The sequence below is a fragment of the Flavobacterium nitrogenifigens genome (genome assembly GCF_003254565.1).
In the GTDB taxonomy this organism is placed as follows: Bacteria; Bacteroidota; Bacteroidia; order Flavobacteriales; family Flavobacteriaceae; genus Flavobacterium; species Flavobacterium nitrogenifigens.
In genome coordinates, this window is the sequence record NZ_QJRI01000167.1 from 76,518 (window position 1) to 96,721 (window position 20,204).

Annotated in this window: 15 protein-coding genes and 2 tRNA genes; 9 read left to right on the top strand and 8 right to left on the bottom strand. The window is 33.8% G+C overall.

Going from position 1 to position 20,204, the window contains the following annotated elements:
* Window positions 1-15: 15 nt before the first annotated feature.
* On the top strand, window positions 16-1,098 hold the full coding sequence (locus DM397_RS06125; RefSeq protein ID WP_111376689.1) for a glycosyltransferase family 9 protein: 1,083 nt from the start codon (window positions 16-18) through the stop codon (window positions 1,096-1,098).
* A gap of 130 nt (window positions 1,099-1,228) precedes the next feature.
* Here the strand turns inward: DM397_RS06125 and DM397_RS06130 are convergent, their stop codons facing one another.
* The 3 genes from DM397_RS06130 to sppA all read right to left on the bottom strand — a co-directional run bounded on the left by DM397_RS06130 (window position 1,229) and on the right by sppA (window position 6,724).
* Window positions 1,229-3,832 (bottom strand): AsmA-like C-terminal region-containing protein, encoded by a 2,604-nt coding sequence (locus tag DM397_RS06130; RefSeq protein ID WP_111376690.1) that lies wholly within the window; start codon window positions 3,830-3,832, stop codon window positions 1,229-1,231.
* 173 nt (window positions 3,833-4,005) lie between these two features.
* Window positions 4,006-4,953, bottom strand: a complete 948-nt coding sequence (locus DM397_RS06135) for an alpha/beta hydrolase family protein (RefSeq protein ID WP_111376691.1) — start codon at window positions 4,951-4,953, stop codon at window positions 4,006-4,008.
* Between the two features lie 13 nt (window positions 4,954-4,966).
* Complete coding sequence (gene sppA, locus DM397_RS06140) at window positions 4,967-6,724, bottom strand: signal peptide peptidase SppA (protein ID WP_111376692.1); 1,758 nt, start codon at window positions 6,722-6,724, stop codon at window positions 4,967-4,969.
* Between the two features lie 138 nt (window positions 6,725-6,862).
* Here sppA and folK point away from each other — a divergent pair, with 138 nt between their 5' ends.
* Window positions 6,863-7,996, top strand: coding sequence for a 2-amino-4-hydroxy-6-hydroxymethyldihydropteridine diphosphokinase (gene folK, locus DM397_RS06145; protein ID WP_111376693.1), 1,134 nt, complete (start codon window positions 6,863-6,865; stop codon window positions 7,994-7,996).
* A 93-nt stretch (window positions 7,997-8,089) separates the two neighbouring features.
* Here folK and DM397_RS06150 read toward each other — a convergent pair whose 3' ends face one another.
* The 3 genes from DM397_RS06150 to DM397_RS06160 form a co-directional block, all read right to left on the bottom strand.
* A complete protein-coding gene (locus DM397_RS06150) occupies window positions 8,090-10,279 on the bottom strand; it encodes an Ig-like domain-containing protein (RefSeq protein ID WP_111376694.1) in 2,190 nt (729 codons plus the stop codon).
* 42 nt (window positions 10,280-10,321) lie between these two features.
* The gene (locus DM397_RS06155; RefSeq protein WP_111376695.1) at window positions 10,322-10,858 is read right to left on the bottom strand and encodes an RNA methyltransferase; all 537 of its coding nucleotides are present in this window, start codon (window positions 10,856-10,858) and stop codon (window positions 10,322-10,324) included.
* Window positions 10,859-10,932: 74 nt separating this feature from the next.
* Entirely contained in the window at window positions 10,933-11,355 is a 423-nt protein-coding gene (locus DM397_RS06160) for a DUF1573 domain-containing protein (protein WP_111376696.1), read from the bottom strand.
* Between the two features lie 158 nt (window positions 11,356-11,513).
* On the opposite strand from DM397_RS06160, the gene mutS reads away from it, so the two are divergent.
* From mutS to DM397_RS06180, 4 genes are all read left to right on the top strand, one after another.
* Window positions 11,514-14,120, top strand: coding sequence for a DNA mismatch repair protein MutS (gene mutS, locus DM397_RS06165; RefSeq protein WP_162615468.1), 2,607 nt, complete (start codon window positions 11,514-11,516; stop codon window positions 14,118-14,120).
* A gap of 163 nt (window positions 14,121-14,283) precedes the next feature.
* Window positions 14,284-14,356: transfer RNA gene (locus DM397_RS06170), tRNA-Gly, on the top strand.
* Window positions 14,357-14,371: 15 nt separating this feature from the next.
* Window positions 14,372-14,457, top strand: a tRNA-Leu gene (locus DM397_RS06175).
* 135 nt (window positions 14,458-14,592) lie between these two features.
* Window positions 14,593-14,976, top strand: a complete 384-nt coding sequence (locus DM397_RS06180; RefSeq protein WP_111376697.1) for a DUF1508 domain-containing protein — start codon at window positions 14,593-14,595, stop codon at window positions 14,974-14,976.
* A gap of 146 nt (window positions 14,977-15,122) precedes the next feature.
* Here the strand turns inward: DM397_RS06180 and DM397_RS06185 are convergent, their stop codons facing one another.
* Together DM397_RS06185 and DM397_RS06190 are read right to left on the bottom strand one after the other, a co-directional pair.
* Entirely contained in the window at window positions 15,123-15,338 is a 216-nt protein-coding gene (locus DM397_RS06185; RefSeq protein WP_008467260.1) for a PG1828 family lipoprotein, read from the bottom strand.
* Window positions 15,339-15,655: 317 nt separating this feature from the next.
* A complete protein-coding gene (locus DM397_RS06190; RefSeq protein WP_111376698.1) occupies window positions 15,656-16,885 on the bottom strand; it encodes a 3-deoxy-D-manno-octulosonic acid transferase in 1,230 nt (409 codons plus the stop codon).
* A gap of 135 nt (window positions 16,886-17,020) precedes the next feature.
* On the opposite strand from DM397_RS06190, the gene DM397_RS06195 reads away from it, so the two are divergent.
* The 3 genes from DM397_RS06195 (at window position 17,021) to DM397_RS06205 (ending at window position 20,191) form a co-directional block, all read left to right on the top strand.
* Complete coding sequence (locus DM397_RS06195; protein ID WP_111376699.1) at window positions 17,021-18,154, top strand: DegT/DnrJ/EryC1/StrS family aminotransferase; 1,134 nt, start codon at window positions 17,021-17,023, stop codon at window positions 18,152-18,154.
* Window positions 18,155-18,190: 36 nt separating this feature from the next.
* Window positions 18,191-19,207 (top strand): UDP-glucose 4-epimerase GalE, encoded by a 1,017-nt coding sequence (gene galE / locus DM397_RS06200; protein ID WP_111376700.1) that lies wholly within the window; start codon window positions 18,191-18,193, stop codon window positions 19,205-19,207.
* A 78-nt stretch (window positions 19,208-19,285) separates the two neighbouring features.
* Window positions 19,286-20,191, top strand: a complete 906-nt coding sequence (locus DM397_RS06205; protein ID WP_111376701.1) for a DMT family transporter — start codon at window positions 19,286-19,288, stop codon at window positions 20,189-20,191.
* Window positions 20,192-20,204: the final 13 nt, after the last annotated feature.

Consider the following 20,204-nt stretch of genomic DNA (forward strand, 5'->3'; position numbering starts at 1 on the left):
TAAATTATTCCATAAATGAGTGTTTTAAACAAAATAAATGTGCACAGACGTAGCATAATGCGAAGCCTCACAAAGAATGTTGGAAAGGCAAATATGCAGGATGATTTTATTTTGGTCGATAAGAACGAAATCAAAAAAGTTCTGATTTGCAGACCAAATGGAAGATTAGGAAATCTCTTATTGATTACACCACTCGTTCAGGAAGTGTCAGAAATGTTTCCAAATTGTAAAATTGATTTATTTGTTAAAGGAACATTGGCTCCCATTATTTTTGAAAAATATGAGGTAGTTGATAAAATAATTCATTTGCCTAAAAAGCCATTTAAAAATTTATTAGCTTATTCAAAAGTTTGGATTTCGTTAAAAAAAGCACACTACGATTTGGCTATTAATGTTGATCAAAACTCCTCTTCAGGCCGATTAGCGGTTCAGTTTTCTAATGCTAAATACAAATTTTTCGGAGATTCAGGTGAGGAATCAACAGAGCAGAAAAGTGGCTTTGAACACATTGCAAAATATCCAGTTTATAATTTTCGAAATTATTTGTCAAAATTAAGATTACCAACAAACAGTAATAAAATAATTCCTCCTTTAGATCTTAAATTATCAGCTTCTGAAATTGCAAAAGGCAGAAAAATATTAAACGAATTGGCGAATAACGATAAAAAAACGATTTGTATTTTTACTTATGCCACAGGAACAAAATGTCTTTCAGAAGATTGGTGGGAAAAGTTTTATTCGATGCTTACCTCAGAATATAAAGAGTATAATATTATTGAAATTTTGCCTGTAGAAAATGTATCTCAAATCGGATTTAAAGCGCCAACATTTTACAGTAAAGATATTCGCGAAATAGGATCTGTTATTACAAATGCCGATTTATTTGTTGGCGCCGATAGCGGAATCATGCATTTGTCAAGTGCCGTACATACACCAACTATAGGACTGTTTTCTGTTTCTAATTTAAAAAAATATGAGCCTTATGATAATTGCAGTGTCGGCATAGATGTAAATCTCTACACGAAAAAGAAATACATAAAAACTATCAACACAATTTTGAATAACGGTAGATTGAACGGCTTGTCAAGGGCAATTTAAAAGCAAAAAATCCTGTTCATTTGAACAGGATTTTTTGCTTTTAAAGATGCTAAGCTTCTAAGGCGCTGAGGTCCTAAGCTTTTTTTTAGCTTTAGAAAAGCTTAGCACCTTAGCATCTCAGCATCTTTTTTTATGGATTCTTTTTCTTGAACAACCCGTTCAATAAATCACCAGCTTTTTTCGTCACTTCTTGAGTTTTCTGCTCTTTTTCAGTTTTAGCTGCCTGAGTGGTATCTTTAGCTTTAGTGTTTTTGTTGATTAAATCAGTAAGTGCTGAAGTGCCTTTTTGAGTCAGTTTGTCCTTCTGCTGATTTACCAATTGTGTAGTTAAATTGCTCACTGCAGCTTTCATGTCTGTGCTGATTTTCGGATTCGAAAAATTACCAGTCAAAGAAGCATTAATTGGAATATTATCCAGTTTTGCAGCATCAGCAGGAGACATTTTTGCAATTAAGTTGTTAGCTTCAGTTCCCAAATATTTGGCAGGAACATCAAATTTTAGATTGTAGTTCATCGTTTGATCAAAACCATGAGTTCCTCCAACAGTTACTTTAATATCTTGGTATTTAATGTCAAAAGGTTTAACATTTACTTTTCCATTATCAAAAGTTAAAGCTGCTTTTATGTCATTCAGATTCACTTTATTCAAATCGATAAACTTCACATTTGAACTTAGTGCAGTAAGCAAAGTAGAGTTTTTTGAATTTACAGTAGTAGACAGTAATTGACCAATCAAATCTCCTGAAATAGATTTAAGATCTGGAGTCAACTCTTTTGCATCCAAATTACCATTCAGTTTGATAGTCGAATTCAGTTTTCCGTTAATGATTCCAGCAATCGGAGCGATTTTTTTCATCATATCCAATTGTGTAAAAGTCTGTGCAATATCAACTTGATTAAAGCCTAAGTTCATATCAAAAGTTGGCACTTTTTCTTTTGTAGAAACCGCTCCATTAAGACCAATCTGTCCTCCGAAAATATTTGTTTTAAAGTTTTCTAGAGTTGCTTTTTCATCTTTAATAAGCAATCTTCCAGAAACATCTTTTAGTTTCAGGTTGTCATATAAAACCGTTGTTGCTTTTGCGTTCAATGTACAATTCAAGAAAGCAGGAATCTTCATTGCATCAGCAGGTTTTGCTGGAGTTTTGGTTTCTTCTTTTGCAGGTTCGCCAGCAGTCATGAAATCATCAACAGCCAATTGGTTTGAGCTCATGTTAAAGTTTCCTTTCAGTTCTTGTTTTTTAAACATAAAACCATAGAAGTTTTCTAGAACTCCATTAATGCTAATATCACTTTTTCCAGTCGTAGCATCAAATTGCTTCAAGTTAATTTTACTCGGATTGAATTCAACAAGCGCTGTGCTGATGTTCATCGATTTGTTGTTTTCATCAGTATATTTAAATCCTGACAAGCTCATTGTACCAGCATTTTTGATGTTTTGGTACTGGCTTTTTTCTACAGAAGCCATATCAAAATTGGTAGTAACGTCAGCTTTTAAAATACCTGCCAAAGGCTTATCCATTTTAATTGGATACGCTTTTGAAAGATTAGCTAAATTGATTGTTCCTTTTAAAGCCGCATCAATAATAGGATTTACCGTTATGTTTTTAATATTCGCTTTAGCGTTGAAAACATCCTGATCAATTCTAAAAGATAACTTATCTAGGTTGACATAAGTATCATTTAAAATTCCTGTCTCGTTAATGATTTTCGTATCAATTACAATATTTTGAACTGATTTTGGAAGGTTAGGATATTGAAATGAAGCATTGTTAGATGCAATTTCTATATTGAATTTCGGAACAGTTGTATCTGTCAGTTCTCCTTTTGCAAAACCATTTACTGTAAAATCTCCAGTAGTTTTTACGCTATCTAAACCAGCAGCATAAGCCGAAGGAATTAAACCTAAGAAATTGGTAAAAGATGAAGTAGGAGTTTTAAACTTTAAATCGTAAATCTGAGCTTTCTCTGCCATTTGAATGAATCCATCAAATTCTAATGGCAATTGATTGATTAAAGCTTTGTTTTCTTTGAAAGTATATTTGCTCTTTTCTAAATCAATTCCAAGAACGGCGTCAAGAGTTAGTTTTACATTTTTCATGTAGTTTATCTTGTCCATGTCCAATGAAACTTTTGCAGTAGATTTTGTAGCCAGATCTAATTTTGAATTGGTAAAATCTCCAGTTCCTTCGTGGTTTAAACTGTCAATTACCATTTTAATTTTAGAACCTTGATCGATGTATCTAAAAGTAAAATTCTCAATTTTATAGTTTTGAATTTTCAATGCAAGTGGTTTGCTTGCTTCGTCTTTCGTGTCTTCTTTTTTGTCTTTTAAAGCAATATCGAAGTTTCCGACACCATCTTTGTTGAAGATAATATTTACTAATCCATTTGTAGAACTAATTCCCTGAATGCTTAAAGGTTCTTCTTTTCCTTTGAAAAGTTCTTTAATACTCATTTTTAGGTTTAATTCTCCTAGCGAAACCAAAGTATCGCCTTCAAAAGGAGCTTTGTTAATGATAACTAATTTTTCGATTCCAACTGTCGCGTTTGGAAAATTCTTAAATAAACTTAAATCAGCATCTGTAAAACTTACTTTGGCATCAACACTTTCGTTGATTGCTTCGACAATTTTAGCTTTGATTTGGTCTTTAAACAAAAACGGAATGGCAAATAATGCCGCAACAAATACCACAATAACTATGGCACTTATTTTTAAAACTTTTTTTAGCATATAAATAGATTTGAGGGTTTACATTTTAAAATCGACTCCTGCAAAAATAGTTTTTTTTACTAGAGTTTAAAGATAAAGTTTTCTTAATTGTGTAAGAAAAATATTAAAATTGTTAAATAAAAAAATCCGTTGAGAACTATTTTCAAAACGGATTTTTTAGGGTATTTATTTTATTATTTCTGAATAAATGAAACTATTTTTTCAATTAAGACCTCAGAAATTGGAAGTGTTTCATTATTATAACTAGCCATATTATCTTCCTGATTACCATCAATGATTTTCATGATGTGATTCATCTTGTCAATAATCTGCAAGTCTGCATTTTTGTTTGCCTGTTTTAAATTTTCAGCGTCTTTTACTGCAATCTGAATATCATTGTTTCCCTGTAGTATTAAAACAGGAATTGTCAGTTTTTGTATTTCGGTCTGTGGATTGTATTTGAACCAAGAAATGAGATAAGGCTGAACGCTTGGCCTGAAAAGAGAATTTAGCATCGGGTCAACTTTCTTTACCTCAAATCCGTTTTTTAAACTATCAATAATTGGGAAAGTCATGTCATTAAGCTGTTTCATTGACTTTGCTCCAATCTGTGTTTTTAGAATCTGATCTGCCGGTTCGCCTGCTCCTGCAATAGAGATAAACTTATCGGCTTTTGCACTGGCAACCATTCCTATCAAAGAACCTTCGCTGTGACCGATTATAATTATTTTAGAAAAACGTTTGTCCTGTTTTAAATAATTAATCCAGCTTTTTGCGTCCTGGATATAATTTTCAAAAACCAGACTGCTTTCAGATCCGCCGGCAGCTTTACTTTCTCCGATTGCTCTTTTGTCGTATCGTAAAGACGCAATTCCGTTTTTTGCTAAAGCTTCTGCCAGCATTTTCAACGAATTGTTTTTCATCATCGGATTATTTCCGTTTCGGTCCGTTGGCCCAGAACCCGCAATGATTAAAGCAACTGGAAATTTTTTGGTTAAATCGGGTGTTGTCAACGTACCAAAAATCTGATCGTTATTTATCTTTAAGATCGCTGGTGTTTCCTTAAACGTGATTTCTTTTTTGGTTTGGGCGTTTAAGAAACTCCAAAACAAAACTGTTAGAAAAAGAATTGCTTTATTCATCTTTTAATCCGAATTAATAAATATTGATTCCATAAGGCAATATGGCTTGTACTCCTTTTTGTTTTTGGAATTTTTTCACCTGTTCAATAAGAAGATAATTTTCTTCTCCGATTTCTTCTTTTATAAATGCCTCTTTCGATTTTGCAAAAGGAAGGTTACCCAACAAATCGTTTAAAGTCTTTTCGTATTCAGGATAATTCTGAGTGCTGTATTTTTTTACTTTAGCGATTTTTGCTGCTTCAGCAATTGCATCATTTAGTCCGCCTATTTTATCAACTAAGCCAATTTTTAAAGCTTCAGTTCCAGACCAAACTCTACCTTGAGCAATAGAATCTACTTGTGAAAAAGTCATTTTACGACCTTCGGCAACGTGAGTCACAAAAGTGTTGTAGATTTTTTCAACCCCTTCTAAAGTAAACGCTTTGAATTTTTCATCGACAGGTAAAAACGGACTGTAGTTTGCAGCATTTTCATGTGTTTTAACCTGCTCAGAATTGATTCCTAATTTGTTGGCCAATGGGCTAAAGTTTGGCAGCATTCCGAAAACCCCAATAGATCCTGTAATAGTATTGTTTTCGGCAAATATTTTATTGGCGTTACAAGCAATATAATAACCGCCAGAAGCAGCATAATTACCCATAGAAACCACAACTGGCTTCACTTTTTTGGTAATTTCGATTTCTCTCCAAATTAAATCTGAAGTCAAAGCGCTTCCGCCTGGGCTGTCAATTCTAAGAACGATAGCTTTAACATCGTCATTTTTTCTAGCTTCTTGAAGAGAACGTCTCATTGAACCTTCCCCAATAGTATTTACATCTCCTTCGCCGCTTCCAATTTCGCCTTGAGCGTAAATAATGGCAATCTGATCTGTTGCCGTATTAGCTAATGCTGTTGTAACATTGTTTTGAGTATAATCTGAGATTGAAATTTTATTATAATCTTCGTCTTTGTCTACTTTCAGCGCTTTTCTAATGGCATCATGATAAACATCTTCGTAAGCAATAATATCAACCAAATGTTGTTGTTTGGCCATTTCTGGAGTTCTTGCCAGAAGTCCGTTTGCAATTTCGTTTAATTTAGGCAACGGGATATTTCTGCTTTTTGAAATATCAGCAGAAACGGTAGCCCAAATAGAGTTCAAAAGTGCAGTGATTTGTTCTCTGTTGGCATCACTCATTTTATTTTCTAAGAAAGGTTCAACGGCACTTTTGTATTTTCCGTGACGAATAACTTCCATGTGAATTCCTGATTTATCCTGAAAATCTTTGAAGAACATAATTTCAGAAGAAAGACCTTTAAAATCAAGATCTCCAGCAGGATTTAAATAAATAGTGTTGGCTACAGAATTTAAATAATATTCTTTCTGAGAATAAGTATTGGCATAAGCCCAGACAAATTTTCCAGATTTTTTAAAGCTTTCTAGAGCATTTCTTAAATCTTTATATTGCGCAAGACCAAGAGAAGATTCATCATTTAAAATCGAAATTCCTTTGATGTTGTCGTCTGTTTTTGCCGCTTCAATGGCATTGATAACATCAGTCAAACCAATGCCTTTTTTGTCTGAAAAGACAGTTACCCAAGGATCTTTATATTTTCCTGCGTAATCATTTTTAATTTCTTTTAAATTCAATTCAATAACCGAATCCGATTTAACAGAAACACTGTCGTCTCCGCCAAAAATGGCTCCAATAAAGATTACTCCAAAAAAGAAGAGCATAATAAATACAAAAATACCAATTACTGTGGCAATTACATTTCCTAAAAACTTCATATGTATATTTTTTTAATAAGTAGCGAAAAAGGGCAAAATGTTACAAATTAGACTTCTAAATTTATGTTTGGATTTGAGACGTCGTTTCACAAATATATTGGTTAATTCTAAAATAGTTTTAGTTAATTTGCATTAATTATGAAATTACAGCATCAAGTCGTTTTATCGATAGGCAGCAACCAAGGCAGCAGACTAGAAAACATTCAGAAATGTATTGATTTAATACACCAAAATGTAGGGACTGTTATTGAGGTTTCAAAACTTTACGAAACTCCTGCATGGGGTTTTGAAAGTGATGCTTTTTATAATTGTGCGCTTCTTTTGCATACCTATTCTTCTGCACAAAAAATACTCAATCAGATTTTAAAAGTCGAAAAAGAACTGGGCAGAATCCGCTTGAACCAAGAAGGATATCAGTCTAGAATTATTGATGTTGATCTGATTGCTTTTGATACTGAAATAATTGATACAGAAAAACTTCAAGTTCCTCATCCATTAATGCAGAATAGAAACTTTGTTTTACTGCCAATGCAGGATTTAAAGTTAAATTGGAAACACCCGATTTTGCAGAAAACAGTTTCGGAACTAATTGCCATTACTCCAGATGACAGTGTGTGCACGGTTGTTCAGGATTTGAAAAGTCCGATAAGAGAAATTCCATTAAACCAATTTAACTATGTTGCTTTTGAAGGAAATATTGGTGCAGGAAAAACTACTTTGGTGCATAAAATATCGGAAGATTTTAACGGGAAAACGGTTTTAGAGAGATTTGCAGATAATCCGTTTCTTCCAAAGTTTTACAAAGATCAGAACCGATATGCGTTTCCTTTAGAAATGTCTTTTTTAGCCGATCGCTATCAGCAATTGGCAGATGATTTGGCGCAGTTTGATTTGTTTAAGGATTTTATAGTCGCAGATTATCATATTTTTAAATCGCTGATTTTTGCAAAAATCACGCTTGCTGAAGATGAATATCGTTTGTATAGAAATCTATTTGATATTATTTACAGAGAAATGCCAAAACCAGATTTGTATATTTATTTGTACCAAAATACAGATCGCCTTCTTCAAAACATCAAAAAACGCGGGCGAGTTTATGAACAGAATATAGAAGCTACGTATTTAGAAAAAATCAATAACGGTTACTTAGAATATATAAAATCTCAAACCGATTTGAATGTTTTAATTATTGATGTTTCTAATCGAGATTTTGTGAAAAACCATGAAGATTATCTTTATATTTTAAATGAAATTAAGAAGAAGCTTAATTAATTGAGATAATGAGAAAATGTGTCAATTAGAAAATTTTCTAAACAATGGTTTGAATTATCTAATTATCAAATTGACATATTCTCTCATTAAAAACTATCTTTTTAGTGTAAAATGTCCTCTTAAAACAGGCATTGAATCATCTACTTTTAAAGCATACCAATAATCTGAAGCAGGAAGCGGAACTTGATTTAAAGTACCGTCCCAGCTCATTTTGAAACGAGTTAATTGCGCTACTAATTTTCCATATCGATCAAAAATTGTAACCACGGCCTGAGGATAATTTTCCATTCCTGTTACTTCCCAAATGTCATTGTAGGTGTCATTATTTGGTGTAAAGAATGGAGGGAAAACCAATACAACAAATTGTTTTTCAGCTTCACCGCAATGGTTTTTTTCTCGTGCATACGCAGTTTGTAATCCGCCAGGGACATCGTAAAAAACAGTTGAATCTTGATAATGAACGCCATCAACAGAATACTCAAAATAATCTTCTGCTTTTACAGGGTAAATGATGGCTCTTGTTCCTTCTACATCAACACGTGCAATTTGAGGAATCATATGTTCTTCAACCATAATTGTTTTTGTGCTCGAACAGTTTTCAGGACTTGTTACAACAACGGTATATTTGCCTCCTTTACTAACTGTAATTTGTTGTGTAGCTTCATTAGCATTTGACCATAAATAACTCATTCCAGAAATTCCTGCATCTAATGTAATAGACTTGAATTGGCACAAAGGCAAAGTTTCGTCTGTAACAGCTGGAGGTGTGTTAATTACAATGTTTACAGGGGTTCTAGTTGTATTTTTGCATCCATTATTTGATGCTTCAGCATAGTACGTCGTATTGGATGAAATTATTGGAGTTGTAAAAGTTGTTCCTTGAGATATAATGGTTTGGTCAGTTGCTGAAGCATACCAGTTTATAATTCCAATATTTGAAGATGCCTTAATTGTTAGAGATCCTGCGCCACAATTAGTATAGGTGTCTTTTTCTGCTATTGGAGTTGTAGGAGTTGCATATATAGTTGCTTTTACTGGTTTTCGGTTAGATTCGCAGCCCGCATCAACATAATAAGTTGTAGTTGCAGTTAGTGGTAGTGTAGTGTAAGTTGGTCCTGTTGCCAATAAATTTCCACCAACAAGAGCGTCAAACCATCTAATGGTTGCTCCAGCAGTTGCAGTTGCGTTAAAGGTAAAACTTCCAGAATCGCAAACTGGGGCTGGGTCAGTAGCTGGCATTGCTACAGGAATCGTGATTTTAGTGCTCGCAGCAATTTCTAATAGAGTTTCGCCTGGCATTCCGCCATATTCTACAATATATCCTTTTGGCTGATAAGGATCTCCAGAGGTAAGTGATCCTGTATTTGATAAATCATTCCAAGAGCCTCTTGTTCCGATGCCTGGTTGAGTGATGTGGGCATAATCTTCATCACCTTGCTGGTTCGGTTCGCCTGTGTTCCAAAAAGCATAATTAGGTGTTGAACCGTTTGCGTTGCCATTCCAAAAAATAGTTCCTGTTTCTGGGCCAGTAACCCATTTCCAGACACCTTCGGTTTCGGCATCACTTCCGCCAATCCATCCAGTTCCAGAAGCTTGTTCACCAATTAATTTGGCTTCATCTGCAGATAGAATTGTTGCTAAATAACCTTGAAGACCATAATAGGTGCTTGAAGCTGCCAAATCTCGTGCATTTGTCCAAGTAACACCAACATTCGGAATAAAGAGATAATAATGCCCAGTAGAAGGTAAATAATTAGCTTGTCCAATTGTAATTGAAAATGTTCTTGTTCCGCTAGCCGTTGCGGAAGAATTAGTAAATACAACATCTTTTACTGCTGAGACAAAATCAGCATAAGGAATGTCGGCTGAAGTTGTTCCAGACAATCTTAGTTTTCCAGATGTAGCGTCCCAGCTGGTTATGATATTAGGATGCAATGTCGGATTTGTTAGCTCTAATCTGTCTAAGCCACTTGAATATCCAGACGAAATCTGGATGTAAAGCACTTGTGTTCCGTTTTCGGCAATATCATGATCAATTCTAAAGTCGGTTACAATGTTAATTGATGTCTGTGGGCAATAAAATTGGTCTCCCTGCGCAATAAGCTTTGGAGGGTCAATTACGAAACTACTTTTCTTTTGTTTTTTTATATTTGAATTTACGCTAGGTTTTGAGGAGTGTGTATTCTTTTTGTTAAAAGTTTTCATATTTTCATTGGCATTAGAAAAATTAAAACTTAAAACAGAAAATAAAAAGAAAAAGGTTGCTAATTTGATATTCTTCATTCGCTAAAAATATCAATTAATTGAGAATAAAAAAATAAATTTTTACTCAGGCCAATTTATTTTTTGAAATAAATCCCAAACAACAATTCCGGCACTTACAGAAATATTTAGAGAGTGTTTTGTTCCCAGCTGAGGGATTTCAATACATCCGTCGCAAATGGCAACAGCTTCTTGTGATACACCATAAACCTCATTTCCAAAAACCAAAGCATATTTCTGATTTTTTTCAACTTTAAAATCTTGAAGAAAAATCGCACTTTCAACTTGCTCAATAGCCATAGTCAAAACATTTTCTTTCTTTAAATTTTCAATGACTTCCAAAACATCCTCATGATGTTCCCAAGCAACAGTTTCTGTTGCACCAAGAGCAGTTTTGTGAATTTCTTTATTTGGAGGAGTTGCAGTAATACCGCACAGAATTATTTTTTCGATCAAAAACGCATCAGCTGTTCTAAAAACAGAACCAATATTATGCAGACTTCTAATATCGTCTAAAACTAATATTAAAGGGGTTTTTTCCGATTTCTTAAAATCTTCAATTGATTTACGGTCTAGTTCGCTGTTTTCGAGTTTTCTCATTGTTTTAAATTCTAGTAATAAAAAAAGCTTCCAAAGGTAAGGAAGCTTTTTGATTATTTTAAATGTTTTTCAGATTAGCTTTTTACTGGATCTGGTAAAACAGTACCTTTAATAGTAAGGATTTTTGTTGGTTGTCCTTCTGCATTAGAAGTAACAGTTACAGTTTTTGTAAAAGCACCAACTCTGTCAGTAGCATATTTTACGCCAATAATACCTTTAGCTCCTGGAGCGATTGGTTCTTTTGGAGTAGTTGGAACAGTACATCCGCAAGATCCTTGAGTGTTTGTAATGATTAATGGTTTAGTTCCATTGTTAACAAAAACAAACTCGCGTTTTCCATCAGCATTGTGAGCGATAGTTCCGTAGTCAATAGTTTCAGTTTCGAAAAGCATTCCTGCTCCTTCAACTTTAGCAGCTTTAGCTTTTTTAGTTGTTTGTGCATTTGTAGCCGTGATACCAGCAACAGCCAACATAGCGAATAAAATTATTTTTTTCATCTTTAAGGGTCTTTTTTTAAATGATAAACAAAGCTATATAAAAAACTTAAATCAGTAACTAAAAATATCTTAAAATATTTTAATTTTTGAAGCTTTCGATATGCGACCAAAAAATCATAAATTCGCTGTCTTAATTTTTTCATTTAAAATATAATAATTTGGCAGCTAAAGAGAAAGTGGTGAAAGAAACACCTTTAATGAAACAGTACAACGAGATCAAGGCTAAATATCCTGATGCATGTCTGCTTTTCAGAGTAGGAGATTTTTATGAAACCTTTGGAGAAGACGCCATTCGAGCTTCTAAAATTTTAGGAATAACCTTAACTAAAAGAGGAGCGGGGTCTGATACCGAAACAGCATTGGCTGGGTTTCCGCATCATTCTGTAAATACTTATTTGCCAAAATTGGTAAAAGCTGGACTTCGTGTAGCGATCTGCGATCAGCTGGAAGATCCAAAAATGACTAAAACTATCGTAAAAAGAGGTGTAACGGAGCTTGTAACTCCAGGGGTTTCTTTAAATGATGAGGTTTTACAGTCAAAATCGAACAACTTCTTGGCATCCGTTTATTTTGCTAATAAAAATATCGGAATTTCATTTTTAGATGTTTCGACAGGAGAGTTTTTGACTGCTCAAGGAAATGCAGAATATATTGATAAATTGCTGCAGAATTTTAATCCAAGCGAGGTTTTGGTTCCAAAGAATAATAAGAATGATTTCAAAACTGCTTTTGGAGAAGATTTTCATAGTTTTTACTTAGAAGATTGGATTTATAAAGAAGATTATGCTTTAGAAACCTTAACAAAGCATTTCCAGACTAATTCGCTAAAAGGATTTGGTGTTGAGGAATTAAAAGAAGGAATTATTGCTTCTGGAGCGATTTTATACTACTTGTCAGAAACACAGCATAATCGTGTGCAGCATATTACAGCGATTCAGCGTATTGCAGAAGATGCTTACGTTTGGATGGATCGCTTTACGATTAGAAACTTAGAATTATATCATAGTTATAATCCAAATGCAGTTACGCTTTTGGATGTTATCGATAAAACGCTTTCTCCAATGGGAGGACGTTTATTGAAGCGTTGGCTGGCTTTGCCATTGAAAGATGCGAACAAGGTAAAAAGCAGACATGAGGTTGTGGCTTATTTGAAATCTAATCCTGAAATTCTGCACAGTATTCAATATCAAATCAAGCAGATTTCAGATTTAGAACGTTTAATTTCTAAAATTGCTGCGGGGAAAGTTTCTCCTCGTGAAATCGTGTATTTAAAGGAATCTTTGGATGCCATTATTCCAATTAAAACTCTTGCGTTAGAAAGTCCGCAAGAAGCGGTAAAAGTTATTGGAGACAGTTTGCATGCTTGCGATTTGCTTCGTGAAAAAATTAAAACTACACTAAATCAAGATGCTCCAGTTGCCATTTCAAAAGGAAATGCTATTGCGAGCGGAATAAATGAGGAACTGGACGAACTTCGTGCGATTTCAACTTCAGGAAAAGAATTTTTAGAAGGAATCGAAAAACGTGAATCTGAAAGAACTGGAATTTCGTCATTGAAAATTTCTTTTAATAATGTTTTCGGATATTATATCGAAGTTAGAAACACGCACAAAGATAAAGTACCAGAAGAGTGGATTCGTAAGCAGACCTTGGTAAACGCAGAGCGTTATATTACCGAAGAATTAAAAGAATACGAAACTAAAATCTTAGGCGCTGAAGAGAAAATATATAAAATAGAAAGCGAGCTTTTTGAGCAATTGGTGGCGTGGATTTCGACATACATCAAACCAGTTCAGATGAACGCGTATTTGGTTGCGCAATTGGACTGTTTATGTTCGTTTACGCAAATGGCTGTCGAAAATCAATATGTGCAGCCTGAAATCGATGAGACTTTCGAATTAGACATCAAAAACGGAAGACACCCTGTAATTGAAAAACAATTGCCAGTCGGAACGCCGTATATCGCCAATGATGTTTTCTTAGATAGAGAAACGCAGCAGATTATTATGATTACTGGGCCAAACATGTCGGGTAAGTCGGCGATTTTAAGACAAACGGCTCTAATTGTGCTTTTGGCTCAAATGGGAAGTTTTGTTCCTGCTGATAGTGTTAGAATGGGAATTGTCGATAAGATTTTTACCAGAGTTGGAGCTTCAGATAATATTTCGATGGGAGAATCTACTTTTATGGTAGAAATGAACGAAACAGCTTCTATTTTGAATAACTTATCAGATAGAAGTTTGGTATTGTTAGATGAGATTGGAAGAGGGACAAGTACTTATGACGGAATCTCTATCGCTTGGGCAATTGCTGAATTTTTGCACGAACATCCAGGCAGAGCAAAAACGCTTTTTGCAACACATTATCATGAACTGAATGAAATGACGGAATCGATGCCGAGAATCCAGAATTTCAATGTGGCGGTAAAAGAGTTAAAAGATACCGTTCTTTTTGTTAGAAAGCTGGTAAAAGGAGGAAGCGCGCATAGTTTTGGAATTCACGTGGCAAAAATGGCCGGAATGCCTCAATTGGTTATTTCAAAAGCGCAGAAACTTTTAAAGAAATTAGAAAAGAATCATTCGAGTGATGCTTTAAACGGAATAAAATCGGCAAATGAAGAAATGCAGATGAGTTTCTTTAATCTGGATGATCCTTTGTTGGAAGAGATAAAAGAAGAAATTTTGAATCTCGATATTAATGCAATTACACCAGTAGAAGCATTGATGAAACTGAATGAGATCAAAAGAATGCTGGTTAAAAAATAAAATTCAAAAATTTTTCAAATTTAAACTTTAGGTTATCAGAAAGTTATAAAATAAGTCGATTTTTTTTTGAAAAAACACTTGTGTAATTGAATAAATGTCCTAAATTTGCACTCGCAATACGAAACAAATCAAGTGTTGCGGTTCTTAAACAGAATTTGAAAATGCGAAAATAGCTCAGTTGGTAGAGCGCGACCTTGCCAAGGTCGAGGTCGCGGGTTCGAGCCCCGTTTTTCGCTCTAAGACCATACAATGCTCGGATGGTGAAATTGGTAGACACGCTGGACTTAAAATCCAGTGAACAGCAATGTTCGTGCGGGTTCAAGTCCCGCTCTGAGTACTAAAGCCTCTTCTTTTGAAGAGGCTTTTTTTATTTGCAGACTTGCAGGTAATAAATTTACGCAGTAAATTTATTAGAATCTCAGAATCTCAGAATCTCAGAAAAAATCAACAATCTAAAATCTAAAATTTATAAATGGGTGCTTTTGTAATTAGCAAGCGATTTAATGATGAATATAAGTTTACGTTTACTTCTCGAAAGGGGAAAGTGATTTTTACAAGTTTGAGTTATGAATTGAGGTTTGAGTGTGAAGAGGATATTGAGAAGTTTAAAGCGAATATCGATCTTGCGAAATTTTTGAAATTTAAAGGCTCAGGCGGGAAGTATTTTTTTAAATTGATGTTGGGTGAAGTTCATTTTGCTACAAGTCGAAAATACAGCACGGAATTGCTTTTGCAGAAAGGGATAAAAGAAATTGTAACTTATTCTTCTAGATCGGAAATTTTGGATTTTTCTTCTAGTGAGTCGATTTTTGGTGATGAGGGATCTGAGGAAGAATTGGAAGAGGTGGCTGAATAGAGAAAAAATATGGATAACAATAAAAAAAAAGCGTTCGCAATTGCGAACGCTTTTTTTTTATTGTTGAAGTGGATTAAAGGAAAAATTAATCACAAAAAAAACCATCTAAAAAGATGGTTTTAAAATCGTTAGAACTTAGGTTCTAATTATTTTTTTACTTCTTCTACTTTAGCAGCAGCAGAATCAACTTTAGCAGCAGCAGAATCAACAGTTGCAGCAGCAGAATCAACAACAGCAGCAGCTGAATCAACAGCAACAGCAGTAGAATCTACAGCAGGAGCTTCAGCAGCAGCGTCAGCTTTTTTACAAGATACAACAGTTAATACAGCAACAACAGCTAAACTTAAAAATACTTTTTTCATCTTACTTTATTATAAAAGGTTAATTATTAATTCGTGGCAAAGATATAAATTTTTTAATATGTAAAATATTTTTTCACTTTTTTTTTAAAATATTTTCCTTGCTCACGTTTATCTTATTTATCAAAGAATATGCCAAAATTATAAATTTTTCTTAAATTATCTAATTTCTAGTCTAAATATTTTTTTATTGAATAATCTCTATGAAAATCAGTTGTTTAGTTTTTCGGATTTAGAGTTTATTCTGTTTTTTAAGAGTATTTAGATGAATGCTTTTTTTCTTATTTCTTCAAATTTAACACTTTTATCAGGTCAAAAGGTTATGAGATGAGTTTCATGATTGTTTCAGTAGCTCCTTTATTGTCTTGAATAAACGATTTGCAGATTTTGCTTTTTTCTTCTAGAAAGTTTTTGTCATTCAATAATTGGTCAAAAACGGCCTTAAGTTCTGCGCTCGTTGAAATTGTTACGCAACCACCGATTTCTACTAAAGCAACAGCTTCTGCAAAACTCGAATAGTTTGGACCAATTACAATTGGAATTCCAAAAGTAGCAGGTTCTAATATGTTGTGTATTCCAGGATTTCCGAATCCGCCACCGACATACGCTATGGTTCCGTAACTATAAATCTTAGTAAGAATTCCAATCGTATCAATTATAAAGACATTATAGGTTGATAGGTCTTTGTTTTCTTTTTCGGAAAATAAAATGGTTGGTTTTGTAATTTTTGATAGAAGATCTGAGATTTGATCTTGCTTAATATTGTGCGGAGCAATGATAAATTTTACATAATCGGGTGCTTGATTAATGTATTCAGCAATTAGAATTTCATCTTTTGGCCACGAACTTCCAATAACTATCGTTGGCTGGTTGTTTTTGAAATTTCCCACATAATCCAATCGGTTGTCTCTTTCTAAAATAGCATTTACACGATCAAAACGAGTATCGCCAGAAACAATTACATTATTGAAGCCAAGACTTTCTACCTTTTGTTTTGATTTTTCGTTTTGAACAAAGAAATAAGTAAAAGCATTTAGTGCTTTTCTGTAGAAACCGCCATACCATTTAAAAAACATCTGATTGTCTCTGAAAATCCCAGAAATTAAATAAGTTGGCGTTTTGCTTTTTTCTAGTTCCTTTAAATAGTTTAGCCAAAATTCATATTTAATGAAGAATGCAAGTTCAGGATGAACTAGTTTTAAAAAATTTTTAGCGTTGCTTTTAGAGTCAAGCGGTAAATAAATTGTTACATCGGCAACTGTGTTATTTTTACGCACTTCGTATCCAGATGGTGAAAAAAAGGTTACAACAATTTTATGGGAAGGGTATTTTTCTTTGATTTTTTCAATTACAGGAAGTCCTTGTTCGTACTCGCCTAGAGAGGCAGAATGAAACCAAATAGTTTTATCTTCTGCTTTAATCTTTTCTTCTAATGTTGAAAATACATTTTTTCGCCCTTCAACAAAAAGCTTAATTTTCGGACTAAATAGCGCTATGATTTTTAAGAAAAATCCTGCTATGTAAATGGTTAGATTGTATAAAAAAAGCATGTAATTTTTTTTGCAGCTAAATTACATTTCTTTCGACTATTTTCATTGGTTTGAAGCTATTAATAACTATTTTTGTTCCTCCTTTTAGAGATTTCTGTTAAAAATAGAGTCTTTAATTTTTAAATATTATTCGAAATGAAAAAAATACAAATGGTTGACTTAAAAAGTCAATACGAGAAAATAAAATCTACTGTAGATGCTTCAATTCAAGAAGTTTTAGACACAAATACTTACATCAACGGGCCTTTAGTTCATCAGTTTCAAAAAAATCTTGAAGACTATTTAGGAGCAAAACATGTTATTCCGTGTGCGAATGGTACAGATGCGTTGCAGATTGCCATGATGGGATTAGATTTGAAACCAGGTGATGAGGTAATTACTGCCGATTTTACTTTCGCGGCAACTGTTGAGGTTATTGCTTTACTACAATTAACTCCAGTTTTGGTTGATGTAGATTTGCACAATATGAACATCGATATTGATGCGGTTAAAAAAGCAATAACACCAAAAACAAAAGCGATTGTTCCAGTTCATTTATTTGGACGTGCGGCGAACATGGACGCGATTATGGAAATTGCAGCAGAACACAATTTATATGTAATTGAAGATAATGCACAAGCAATTGGAGCAGATTATATTTCGAAATCTGGATCAAAAGTGAAAGTAGGGACAATTGGTCACGTTGCGGCAACTTCATTCTTCCCTTCTAAAAACTTAGGCTGTTATGGAGACGGAGGAGCAATTTTTACAAATGACGATAAATTGGCGCACATCATCCGCGGAATAGTAAATCACGGAATGTATGAGCGTTACCACCACGATGTTGTAGGTGTAAATTCCCGTTTAGATAGTATTCAGGCTGGAGTTTTAAATGCAAAATTGCCTTTGTTGGATGAATATAATAAAGCACGTCGTTTGGCGGCAACTAAATATAATGCAGCTTTCGCAGGAAATGCAAAAATCATTACTCCTGATTTTGATGCAAACGAAAATGATCACGTTTTTCACCAATATGTATTAAGAATTTTAGATGCTGATAGAAATGCTTTAATGCAGCATTTGTTAGATAAAGGAATTCCTTGTGCAATTTATTATCCAATTCCGCTTCACTCTCAAAAAGCATATTTGGATCCTCGTTACAAAGAAGAGCAGTTTCCTGTTACGAATCAATTAGTGCAAGAAGTAATTGCTTTGCCAATGCATACTGAGCTTGACGACGAACAAATTAAATTTATTACCGATTCTGTTTTAGAATTTCTAAATAAATAATTAAAAGCCAAAATAACCACAAAACAACCAAATAAAATGAAAGTATTAGTAACAGGAGGATTAGGGTTTATTGGTTCTCACACCGTAGTCGAATTACAAAATGAAGGCTTCGAAGTTGTGATAATTGATAATCTTTCAAACTCTTCAGAAGATGTTTTAAAAGGGATAACAGCCATTACAGGAAAAACACCTTTATTCGAAAAAATTGATTTAAGAGAGAAAAGTGCCGTTCGGGATTTTTTTAAAAAACATAATGATGTTACTGGTGTCATTCATTTTGCCGCTTCAAAAGCGGTTGGTGAAAGTGTTGAACAGCCTTTGCTGTATTATGAAAACAACATTAGCAGTTTGGTTTATCTTTTACAAGAATTACAGCAAAAACCTGAAGCAAGTTTTATTTTTAGTTCTTCTTGTACGGTTTACGGTCAAGCTGAAAAAATGCCTATTACAGAAGATGCTCCAGTGCAAACTGCAATGTCTCCTTACGGAAATACAAAACAGATCGGAGAAGAAATTATTACAGATACAGCTAAAGTTACCAACATCAGCGCTATTTTATTGCGCTACTTTAATCCAGTTGGAGCACACGAATCTGTACAGATTGGTGAATTACCATTGGGTGTTCCTCAAAATTTAGTTCCGTTTATTACACAAACAGGAGTAGGATTACGTCAGGAATTATCGGTTTTCGGAAACGATTACCCAACGCCAGACGGAACCGCAGTTCGTGATTATATTCACGTAGTGGATTTAGCAAAAGCACACGTAATTGCTTTACAGCGTTTGTTGAATAAAAAGAATTTAGCAAAAGTTGAAACATTCAATTTAGGAACAGGAAAAGGAAGTTCTGTTCTTGAAGTCATTCACAGTTTCGAAAAAGTCAGCGGTAAAAACTTGCCTTATAAGATGATGCCTCGTCGCGAAGGTGATATTACTGAGGCTTATGCAAATACAGATAAGGCAAATAATGTCTTAGGATGGAAGGCTGAACTAAGTTTAGACGAAGCAATGGCAAGTGCTTGGAAATGGGAACAAAAAGTGAGGAATAAGTAATTTTTAATAAAATTATAAATTTTTAAGATCCCAGATTATAGCAATATAGTTTGGGATTTTTTTTAGCTATTAATTATCATGAAACAAAGTTTAGATTATAAATTAATATTTGCCTTAGCAGCAGTTGGAATTGTTTGGGGGACAACGTTTTTAGGAATTCGTGTTGCAGTTGAAACTATTCCGCCTTGGTTTGTAACTTCAATTCGTCAAGGTCTTGCGGGATTCATTATGATGACCATTTTATTGTTTAAAAAAGAATTAAAATGGATTGGTTGGGGAAATTTCAAACAACAGCTTATTGCTTCGGTTTTAATGCTTGTGATTGCAAATGGTTTTACGACAATTGCAGAGCAGAATATTCCAAGCGGATTAGCATCAGTAATAAATGCGCTCACTCCGATTCTTATTTTCTTGGGCAGTATTTTGTTTGGATTGCAAAAAATGAGCTTAAAGGGATTTATAGGTGTAATTATTGGGTTTTCGGGAGTAGTTTTTATCTTTAAAGATGGACTAGGATCTTTTCTAGATGCTAATTATAGAACAGGAATGATGTTTATGGGATTTGCAATTTTGGCTTGGGCGGCTGGAACAATTTATACCAAAACGCATGCTAATAAATCGAAAAATATAACACTCAATTTGTTTTACCAATTTACAATCGCATCTTGTATTCAGTTGGTTTTGGCTTCAATATTCTCACCAAATCCAGATTTTAACTCGTGGAGTTCAAAAAGCATTTTTGCGGCTTTGTATTTATCAATATTTGGATCTGTAATTGCTTTCTTTTGTTATAATTATGCATTAAAACATGTTACAGCAGTTCAGGTTTCTATTTTGTCCTATATTAATACAATAATAGCTGTTTTCTTGGGCTGGTTGCTTTTGGATGAAGTAATTACGATTGATTTTATTATTGCTACAGCTTTAATTATTCTTGGGGTTTTTATTGTGAATTACAAGAAGAAAGAAAAGAAAGTCGTGTAAATTTTGATTCGTT